The sequence below is a fragment of the Bacteroides sp. D55t1_190419_B8 genome, from assembly GCF_015558905.1.
GTDB classification, from domain to species: domain Bacteria; phylum Bacteroidota; class Bacteroidia; order Bacteroidales; family Bacteroidaceae; genus Bacteroides; species Bacteroides vicugnae.
Map to the genome: position 1 here is coordinate 108,031 of NZ_JADMOU010000020.1, position 8,471 is coordinate 116,501.

At 43.0% G+C, this 8,471-nt stretch carries 5 protein-coding genes; 2 read left to right on the plus strand and 3 right to left on the minus strand.

Features of this window, described 5'->3' with window-relative positions; genetic code table 11:
* Positions 1-7: 7 nt before the first annotated feature.
* Genes kdpB through kdpF form a run of 3 tightly spaced genes read right to left on the minus strand, consistent with a single transcriptional unit; the run spans position 8 to position 3,878 of the window.
* Entirely contained in the window at positions 8-2,041 is a 2,034-nt protein-coding gene (gene kdpB, locus I2I13_RS16575; RefSeq protein WP_195650018.1) for a potassium-transporting ATPase subunit KdpB, read from the minus strand.
* Between the two features lie 18 nt (positions 2,042-2,059).
* Positions 2,060-3,766: a potassium-transporting ATPase subunit KdpA gene (gene kdpA / locus I2I13_RS16580; protein ID WP_008777345.1), complete on the minus strand. Its 1,707-nt coding sequence runs from the start codon at positions 3,764-3,766 to the stop codon at positions 2,060-2,062.
* A gap of 31 nt (positions 3,767-3,797) precedes the next feature.
* Positions 3,798-3,878, minus strand: coding sequence for a K(+)-transporting ATPase subunit F (gene kdpF, locus I2I13_RS16585; RefSeq protein ID WP_032849815.1), 81 nt, complete (start codon positions 3,876-3,878; stop codon positions 3,798-3,800).
* Between the two features lie 369 nt (positions 3,879-4,247).
* Between kdpF and I2I13_RS16595 the strand changes: the two genes are divergently transcribed.
* Together I2I13_RS16595 and I2I13_RS16600 are read left to right on the plus strand one after the other, a co-directional pair.
* Complete coding sequence (locus tag I2I13_RS16595) at positions 4,248-6,521, plus strand: bifunctional alpha,alpha-trehalose-phosphate synthase (UDP-forming)/trehalose-phosphatase (protein WP_195650019.1); 2,274 nt, start codon at positions 4,248-4,250, stop codon at positions 6,519-6,521.
* A 12-nt stretch (positions 6,522-6,533) separates the two neighbouring features.
* Positions 6,534-8,324, plus strand: a complete 1,791-nt coding sequence (locus tag I2I13_RS16600; protein ID WP_074638913.1) for a glycoside hydrolase family 15 protein — start codon at positions 6,534-6,536, stop codon at positions 8,322-8,324.
* Positions 8,325-8,471 lie beyond the last annotated feature (147 nt).

Genomic DNA, 8,471 nt, shown 5'->3' on the forward strand with positions numbered 1-8,471 from the left:
TTTTTAATTAAAAGAATAAACCTACTACTAAATCTATCAATTTGATTCCCACGAAAGGAGCAATCACACCACCCACACCATAGATCAGCAGATTACGGCGAAGCAAAGCACTCGCACCTATCGGCTTGTATTGCACACCACGCAAAGCCAACGGAATCAGAATCGGAATAATAATCGCATTAAAAATGACTGCCGAAAGAATAGCACTTTCAGGACTATGCAGATGCATGATATTCAGAGCAGCCAGTTCGGGAATGGCGATCATAAACAAGGCCGGAACGATAGCAAAATACTTCGCTACGTCATTGGCGATAGAGAAAGTAGTCAGCGTACCACGTGTCATCAGTAATTGTTTACCGATTTCCACAATCTCGATCAACTTCGTCGGGTCGTTATCCAAGTCGACCATATTACCAGCTTCCTTCGCTGCCTGTGTACCGCTATTCATGGCTACGCCCACATTGGCCTGTGCCAAAGCAGGAGCATCGTTCGTTCCGTCTCCCATCATTGCAACCAATTTACCAGCCTGCTGTTCCTTCTTGATATATTCCATCTTATCTTCCGGTTTCGCTTCAGCGATAAAATCATCCACACCGGCTTTTTCAGCAATATATTTTGCAGTTAACGGGTTGTCACCTGTCACCATTACCGTCTTTACTCCCATCTTACGCAGACGTTCGAAACGTTCCTGAATACCGGGTTTGATAATATCCTGCAGTTCAATAACACCAGTCACCTTTCTGTTTACACATACTACCAGCGGTGTACCACCATTGCTTGAGATAGAAGAAATAATCTCTTCCACTTCTTTCGGAAATTCATTCCCGTCACTTTCCACCATCTTACGGATGGCATCAAAAGCACCTTTACGAATCTGCGTTCCATCTGCCAGGTCTACTCCCGAACATTTGGTTTCAGCCGTAAACTTAATCATACGTGCTCCTGTTGTATTCAGATTACGCATACGAATGCCCGACTCACGTCCCAATTCTACGATAGACTTACCTTCCGGCGTTTCATCGGATAAGGAAGACAACAGACAAGTTTCCACAAAATCGTGCAGATCGACACCCGGAGCTGTATGGAAATGAGTTGCTTTACGATTACCAATGGTGATAGTACCCGTTTTATCCAGCAGTAATGTATCAATATCGCCCGCAGTTTCAACCGCTTTACCGGATTTAGTAATCACGTTAGCGCGAAGTGCACGGTCCATACCGGCAATACCGATGGCAGAGAGAAGTCCACCGATAGTTGTCGGGATCAGACACACAAACAAAGAAATAAGCGAAGCAATAGTGATGACCGTATTACTATAATCGGCAAACGGTTTCAAAGTCACACACACAATGACGAAAACAAGCGTAAAACCTGCCAGCAAAATAGTCAATGCAATCTCATTCGGGGTTTTCTGGCGGGAAGCACCTTCCACCAATGCGATCATCTTATCAAGAAAACTTTCTCCCGGTTGGGTAGTCACCATCACCTTTATATGATCGGACAGTACTTTCGTGCCTCCTGTTACCGAACTCTTGTCGCCACCTGCCTCACGAATGACCGGAGCAGACTCACCGGTAATGGCACTTTCATCGATAGAAGCCAACCCTTCAATAATCTCACCGTCGGAAGGAATCACATCTCCTGCCTCGCAGACAAACACATCCCCTTTCTTCAACTGTGAAGAACTGACAGTAACGATTTTATTGCCTTCCACTTTCTTTGCCGGTGTCTCTTCACGAGTCTTACGCAAACTGTCGGCCTGTGCTTTACCACGTGCCTCTGCAATAGCTTCGGCAAAATTGGCAAACAGCAAAGTGATAAACAGAATGATAAACACGGCAATATTGTAAGCAAACGAACCCTGTGAAGAATTAACAATGGAGTAGAGCGTCACAAGCAGCATGACTACCGTAGCCACCTCTACCGTAAACATAATCGGATTCTTTATCATCATTCGTGGGTTCAGTTTCACGAATGATTGTTTCAAACTTTCTATAACTTGCTCCTTTAGAAACAAAGAAGCTGATTTATTATCTTTCATATCTTCTCTAATTCAGTATTACAAACTTAAATGTTCAGCAATCGTGCTCAATGCATGTACCGGGAAGAATGACAGAGCGGCAATAATGAAGATAACTACAAATGTCATTACTCCGAAAGTCAATGTATCCGTCTTCAACGTACCGGCACTTTCCGGTATGAATTTCTTCTGCGCCAGCAGCCCGGCAATGGCAACCTGTCCGATAATAGGAAGGAAGCGACTCAGAATCAAAACGATACCACATGTCCAGTTCCAGAAATAAGTATTATCACCCAAGCCTTCGAAACCGGAACCGTTATTGGCGGCACAAGAGGTGTACTCGTAAAGCTGTTCACTCAAACCGTGGAATCCTAAATTGTTCAACCACCCACCTTCACTTTCCACAAAATCTGGATGGTGTACATAAATATAACTTGAGATTGCCGTAAACACCAAGATTACAAACGGATGAAGCAGAGCTACAATCGTAGCGATTTTCATTTCGCGGGCTTCTACTTTCTTACCGAGGAATTCCGGTGTACGTCCCACCATCAAACCGCTGATAAACACTGCAATGATAATGAATGTATAGTAGTTCATCCACCCTACACCTACACCACCAAACCAGGTATTAATCTGCATATTCAACATTTCCATCATACCGGACAGAGGCATAGTAGAATCATGCATACCATTCACAGAACCATTGGAAGTTACGGTCGTTACAATACTCCACAACGCGGTTGCTCCGGCTCCCAAACGCACTTCCTTACCTTCCATCGCACCATTGTCCTGTGCAATTCCCAGCTCATCGATGCGCGGATTACCCCCCATTTCCTGACTGACATTAATGCACACACCGACCAGAAAAGCGAAAAGCATTACTCCGAATATACTGTAAGCCAACTTCTTTCTGCGGGTATAGAAACCCAGTGCAAATACCATCGCCATCGGGATAATCAAGATAGACCAACATTCTACCATGTTAGAAAGATAAGTCGGATTTTCCAATGGATGAGAGGAGTTCACGCCAAAATATCCACCGCCATTCGTACCCAACTGTTTAATAGGAACAATTGCGGCCGTAGGACCTTGAGAAACCATCTGTTCCTGACCTTCAAGAGTAGTGACTTTCATCTTACCGTCAAATCCCATCGGAGTTCCCTGCAGAATCAGGATAAAACCTACAATCAGAGAAAGAGGTAATAAGATACGCGTACAACTTATTACCAAAAATTGCCAGAAGTTACCAATCGTTTTGGTTGTTTTTGCAGCAATACTCTTCATAATACCTGCCATAGCAGCCATACCTGTTGCTGCGGTAATAAACTGGAAAAGCATGATGACGAACAATTGAGTAAAATAAGTCAGTCCGCTTTCACCGCTATAGTGCTGTAAGTTACAGTTCACCATAAAACTAATACAAGTATTGAATGCCTGATCCGGAGTCTGCGGTCCGTTGCCGTCCGGGTTTAAAGGCAACCATCCTTGTGAAACCAAGAGTACCATTCCCCAGAAAAACCAGAAAGCATTCAAAATCAACAATGCTTTCAGGAATTGTTTCCAGTTCATTTCTTCATTGGGGTCGATTCCACAAACTTTATAAATGACTCTTTCGATAGGAGCCATAAAATCAGACCAGGTCTTTTCTCCTCTGTAGACCTTGGCAATGTATTTTCCCAGTGGATAAGCCAGAATCACCATCAAGGCTATCTGAACAACCACGCCTAAAATTTCTGTATTCATATACTTTTTACCTTAAACTGTGTGTGTTACTTTAAAACTTCTCGGGTTTGATGAGCACATACATCAAATAACCGAAGATTGCAATACCTAATACGAATAATGCTGTGTACATAATCAATTCTCCTTTTTTCTTTAAATATTCTCAAACCAGTCTACACATTTCCAGAACAGCCAGAAACAAGCGAAACCGCTCAACAGGCAGAAAATAAATGATAGTGTTATTCCCATGTTTTTACCTTTTAAATGATTACTATAAATTTTTACTTGCCATTCTTCATGCCAAATGCGTGCCACAAAAAACAAAGAATACATAATGAGCTAACATTCAAATAGATACAAACAAGCTATTACTTTCTTTCCATCCGACATACCCTTCCATTTTGAAAAAAGGATTCCATTTTGAAAAGACAAAAGGAGGATACTACATTTTCATAATCAGTTGATAATAAACGGCTAAGCATCAACATAAGTCAATTGGTACATGCTTTGCGAAGAAATAGATATGAAACTTTATATTATTGCAAACAGATTACCTGTCAAAGTAGCCGGCACAAACGGCAAATTCGTATTTTCGCGTAGCGAAGGCGGACTGGCAACAGGTTTAGATTCTCTCCAGACTTCTTATGAGAAGCACTGGATAGGTTGGCCCGGAATATGTACAAATGAAGAGAAGGACCAGCAGGAGATTAACGAGAAACTACAGGAAATGAATTTTCATCCGGTTTTCTTGTCGGAAAAGCAAATTGAAAACTACTACGAAGGATACAGTAACAGTACTATCTGGCCTTTGTGCCATTACTTTTATGCTTATACCTTATATAAGAACTGTTTCTGGCAATCCTATCAACAAGTCAACCGACTCTTCTGTGAGGAGATTTGCCGGCTGATACGTCCCGGCGATAAGGTATGGATACAGGATTATCAACTGATGCTACTTCCCGGAATGTTGAGGAAAATATATCCGGAACTAAGTATCGGTTATTTCCATCATATCCCGTTCCCTTCTTACGAACTCTTCCGTATTCTTCCGGAGCGTGCCGAGATTCTGAAGGGTCTGCTGGGAGCAGACTTCATAGCTTTCCATACTCATGACTATATGCGTCACTTCATCAGTGCCGTAGAACGTGTGCTGCATCTCGACTTCAAACTGGATGAAGTACAGATCAACAACCGGATGGTCAGAGTAGAAGCATTGCCGATGGGAATCAACTATGAATCCTATCATCAGGCTTCAGAAAATAAAGAAGTACACCAGGCCATTGAACGAACCCGGAAACTTTTCGGCGAGCATAAACTGATCCTGTCAGTAGACAGACTGGATTACAGCAAAGGCATATTGCACCGTCTTCGTGGCTTTGCCACCTTCCTCGAACATCATGCCGAATATCACGGTAAAGTTACATTGGCAATGGTCATTGTCCCTTCACGCGACCATGTAGGTAGCTATGCGGAACTAAAAACAAAAATTGACGAAGAAATCGGCTCTATCAACGGACGTTACTCCACAATGAACTGGACTCCCGTATGTTATTTCTATCATGGCTTTTCACTGGAAGAACTGACTGCCATGTACTATGTGGCCGACATAGCCCTCGTCACTCCACTTCGGGACGGAATGAATCTGGTAGCCAAAGAATACGTAGCTACCAAATGCGACAATCCCGGTGTACTTATCCTTAGCGAAATGGCAGGTGCCGCCGTAGAATTGACGGACGCTATCCAAATCAACCCGAACGATACGGAACAAATAGAAAATGCTATTTGCCAGGCACTTGAAATGCCCGAAGAGGAACAAAAACAACGCCTGCAACGTATGCAAAACATTCTGTCCGTACAGACAGTCAACAAATGGGCAGCCGACTTTGTCAATGAACTGAACGCGACATGTATGAAAAACGATATGTTACGAAAAAAACGTATCGTAGCCGCTAGCATTGCACAAATCAAACTCAAGTATAACCATGCCAAACAACGCCTGATTCTGCTGGACTATGATGGTACACTGACGGCTCTCAAACCACGTCCCGAGGATGCACAACCTACACCGGAACTCATTTCTATTCTACAACGACTGGCTAGCGATCCCGCCAATCATATTGTTATCAATAGCGGGCGGGATCACTTTACATTAGAAAAATGGCTTGGCACCCTTCCTATTTCTATGGCTGCCGAACATGGGGCTTTCTATAAAGAAAACGGAGTCTGGCATAAAAACATAAAAAAGATAGAATGGGGAGCAGGTATTCTCTCTATCCTTCAAATGTTTGTAGACCGTACTCCCCGTTCCCATCTGGAAGTGAAGGAAACTGCCCTGGCCTGGCATTATCGTGAAAGTGACGCATGGCTCGGCACATTAAGAGCCCAACAACTCGTCAACACGCTGATTTCGCTCTGTACCCGGCAGAAACTACAAATTCTGCAAGGAAATAAAGTGATCGAAATCAAATCACCGGATTGCAATAAAGGTTCGGAGGTAGGGCGTCTGCTAGCCAACAGACGTTATGATTTTGTTATAGCGATGGGAGACGACACTACAGATGAAGATATGTTTCAGGCATTACCGATGAGCGCTATCACCATTAAAATAGGTAGCGTATCCGAAGCCGCCAACTATCACCTGTCTGCCCAATCTGACGTACTTCCTTTCTTACGGTCTTTACTAGGCAAACAAAAAACTGCCACAAAAGAAGGAAGTATTAAGAATCGCCTGACTTTCGCTTTCGACTTTCTCAAAGATCTATTAAAAACTCAATAAAAAGCAATCAATATGAATAATTTAAATTATGGAGTGATAGGTAACTGCCGAACGGCAGCTCTCATTTCGCAGAACGGAAATATCGAATGGCTCTGTTTTCCCGATTTCGATTCTCCTTCTATTTTTGCCAGTCTGCTCGACCGCGAGAAAGGAGGAGCTTTCGGATTCGAAGTTTCCGGAGACTATCGCATCACACAAAGTTATGTCCCCCACACCAATATTCTTTCTACTCAATTCTCCTCCGATGAAGGAGAATTCGTAGTGCTCGACTATATGCCCTGCTATCGTTCCCAAGACGAAACAGGGCATTATTTACCTGCCGAATTATACCGCTACATACATTGGATAAAAGGAAAACCGCGTTTCAAGATCAACTACCACCCGGCTCCGAACTATGCACAGGGACAAGTGATCCTTAATATCACTCCACAGTATATCGAATCCTACTGCTCCTTTGACAACAAGGACAGACAATATTTATATGCTTCCCTGTCTCTTCAGGACATCAAAGAGAAAAAAGAAATCATTCTTGAGAAAGACGAATTTCTCCTGCTCTCCTATAACGAGAAAGTGATCCCAATCGACATAGAAAGGGAGAAAATAGAATATTGCCGTACGCTGGTATATTGGCTGAACTGGACAGACAGAAGCAAGAAATACACTCTATATAATGACGTAATCGAACGGAGTTTATTGGTTCTGAAACTAATGTCCTACCACAACGGAGCTGTGCTGGCAGCACTAACTACAAGCCTACCGGAAGCTGTGGGAGAAGTGCGCAACTGGGATTACCGCTTTTGCTGGCTTCGGGATGCTTCCATGTCCATCGAAACCATGTTTCAAATCGGACATACCAGTGCAGCCAAACGCTTTATGAAATTTATCCAATCCACATTCGTTTCCAAACATGACTATCAAATTATGTATGGCATCCGGGGCGAGCACCAACTAACCGAAGTGATACTCGACCATCTATCCGGTTATAAGAACTCCAAACCTGTACGAATAGGAAATGATGCATACCATCAGAAACAAAACGACTCTTTTGGTTACCTGATGGACCTGATTTACCAATATTATCGCCTCATGCCCGGCACACTGGATGAAATTGAAGACATGTGGGAAATGGTAAAGACCATTTTAGCAAAAGTAGTAGAAAACTGGAGAAAGCCCGATAAGGGAATCTGGGAGATCCGGGGAGAAGGACAACACTTTGTTTCTTCCAAAGTGATGTGTTGGGTAGCTTTAGATCGCGGAGCTAAAATCGCTCAAATGCTTAACAAATATAATTATAGCGAACGTTGGCAACTGGAAGCCGAAAAAATAAAGAAAGACGTGATGAAATATGGCTGGAATAAGGAACTTCAAAGCTTCACACAGACATATAATAATCAAGCAATGGATTCTTCATTACTATTGATGGAACCCTATGGATTTATAGAAGCAGATGATATACGCTATCATAAAACAGTGGAAGCTGTCAAGAAAGCCCTTTTCCATAAAGGACTTATGTATCGCTATAACAGCAAAGACGATTTCGGGTTGCCTACTTCTGCTTTTACGATTTGTACATTCTGGCTTATACGGGCATTGTTTGTAACCGGCCATAAAGAAGAAGCACGCTGCCTGTTTGACGAAGTTCTGAAATACTCCAATCATCTCGGATTGTTTAGTGAAGATATTGATTTCGAAACCAAAGAACAGTTGGGCAACTTCCCGCAGGCATATTCACATCTGGCATTAGTAAATACAGCTATCTTATTTGCAGAAGAAGAGAAGAGGTTATCTTTTATCCGGCCTTAGAGAACGCCCTGATTCAGAAGCGATAAAACACAGAAAGCCCCTTGATTCAAAATGAATCAAGGGGCTTCTTAAAAACGGCGGCTACCTACTCTCCCACTGTTACGCAGTACCATCGGCGTGACGAGGCTTAACTTCTCTGTTCGGAAT

Excerpts from the sequence above, each read along its gene's own strand:
- kdpA (WP_008777345.1), bottom strand. The coding sequence starts at position 3,766 with ATGAATACAGAAATTTTAGGCGTGGTTGTTCAGATAGCCTTGATGGTG.
- kdpB (WP_195650018.1), bottom strand. The coding sequence starts at position 2,041 with ATGAAAGATAATAAATCAGCTTCTTTGTTTCTAAAGGAGCAAGTTATA.
- I2I13_RS16600 (WP_074638913.1), top strand. The coding sequence starts at position 6,534 with ATGAATAATTTAAATTATGGAGTGATAGGTAACTGCCGAACGGCAGCT.
- kdpF (WP_032849815.1), bottom strand. The coding sequence starts at position 3,878 with ATGTACACAGCATTATTCGTATTAGGTATTGCAATCTTCGGTTATTTG.
- I2I13_RS16595 (WP_195650019.1), top strand. The coding sequence starts at position 4,248 with ATGCTTTGCGAAGAAATAGATATGAAACTTTATATTATTGCAAACAGA.